The sequence below is a fragment of the Microvirga sp. P4_G7 genome (genome assembly GCF_056401005.1).
Window position 1 is genome coordinate 1 of sequence record NZ_JBFUKD010000847.1, and the last position, 1,377, is coordinate 1,377.

Here is a 1,377-nt window from a genome sequence, read left to right on the forward strand (position 1 = left end):
GGGCGCCATGGGGACCCCAGCTTCGCGCGCCGACGGGCGGGTATTTCATGAAGCCGGCGAACCGACGGGCATCGTCCAGAGTGTTGATCATGGGCGCGATGATCGCGGAGGCGCCGGCGTCGAGAAAGCGGGACGCCGTCGCGAAATCGCCCACCGGGATCCGCAGGATGGCGGGTTTGCCTGCGGCGGCGATCGCCGGGATCGCCTGAACGGCGGCGGCAAAATCGATGATTCCGTGCTGAAGATCCAGAACGATGGCGTCGAACGCCTCCCTCGCCAGAACACCCGCGATGCGCGGGTCTGGAAGACCGCACCAGGCCGCGAAAGCCGCGCCGCCGGAGCGTTCGGACAGGGAGGCGATCATGATTTAGCGCCCCGCCTTGATCTCTTCGACCGCGCGGGACATGAGTTCATCGAGCTTGAGCACGAGCTGACCCTGATCGCTGGATTTTCCGCCCGCCTCGAGGTCGGCTTTGACCTTGCGCAGGACGTCCGCGTCACCGGCTTCCTCGAAATCGGCGAGAACGACGGACTTGGCGTAGGCGTCGGCCTCGGCGCCCGTCTTCCCGAGCTGTTCGGCGACCCAGAGGCCCAAGAGCTTGTTGCGTCTGGCGGTGGCCTTGAAGCGCAATTCCTCGTCGAGGGCGTATTTCTTCTCGAAGGCATCTTTGCGCTTATCGAACTCGGTCATCAAAGTCTCCCTACTGGTCAAGCTTTCCGCGATATAAAGGCGCGGTCGCCCACTTGCCAGGGTCATAGGCTTGAAAAGCGCCAGGAAAACGATGATTTGAGGCCAATAGAAACGCCCGCGTTGTGCTTGCCCGAGGGATCGGATAGGTTGCGCCCAAGCCGAGGGGCGGTCCGCCGCGACCCCCGTGCCAGCCGCGGATCTTCATCTATCAAGGAGCCTCGGCATGGATTTCCTCAAACCACGGTACACGCCTATGAATCGCCGCCGTCGCATTTACGAAGGCAAGGCGAAGGTCCTCTATGAGGGACCGGAGCCGGGAACACTCGTCCAACACTTCAAGGATGACGCGACCGCCTTCAATGCCAAGAAACACGAAGTGATCGACGGCAAGGGCGTGCTCAACAACCGGATCTCGGAATTCGTCTTCCAGAACCTGAACGACATCGGCGTCCCGACCCATTTCATCCGCCGCCTCAACATGCGCGAGCAGTTGATTCGGGAAGTCGAGATCATTCCGCTCGAAGTCGTCGTGCGCAATGTCGCCGCCGGCTCGCTCTCGACCCGCCTCGGCATCGAGGAAGGCACGCAGCTTCCGCGCTCGATCATCGAATTCTACTACAAGAACGACGCTCTCAACGACCCCATGGTGTCGGAAGAGCACATCACCGCCTTCGGCTGGGCGACCC

3 protein-coding genes are annotated in these 1,377 nt (G+C 62.2%); 1 reads left to right on the forward strand and 2 read right to left on the reverse strand.

What is annotated here, in order from left to right; genetic code table 11:
• Positions 1 to 364, reverse strand: a 364-nt coding sequence (locus AC1DT3_RS21270; protein WP_477467175.1) for an aldolase/citrate lyase family protein, incomplete at its 3' end; no start/stop codon positions are given.
• A 3-nt stretch (positions 365 to 367) separates the two neighbouring features.
• The gene (locus AC1DT3_RS21275) at positions 368 to 691 is read right to left on the reverse strand and encodes a DUF1476 domain-containing protein (protein ID WP_477467176.1); all 324 of its coding nucleotides are present in this window, start codon (positions 689 to 691) and stop codon (positions 368 to 370) included.
• A 223-nt stretch (positions 692 to 914) separates the two neighbouring features.
• On the opposite strand from AC1DT3_RS21275, the gene AC1DT3_RS21280 reads away from it, so the two are divergent.
• On the forward strand, positions 915 to 1,377 hold a 463-nt coding region (locus AC1DT3_RS21280; RefSeq protein ID WP_477467177.1), incomplete at its 3' end, for a phosphoribosylaminoimidazolesuccinocarboxamide synthase.

Bases quoted from the DNA above. Each gene is read 5' to 3' on its own strand.
- AC1DT3_RS21275 (WP_477467176.1), bottom strand. From the start codon at position 691: ATGACCGAGTTCGATAAGCGCAAAGATGCCTTCGAGAAGAAATACGCC.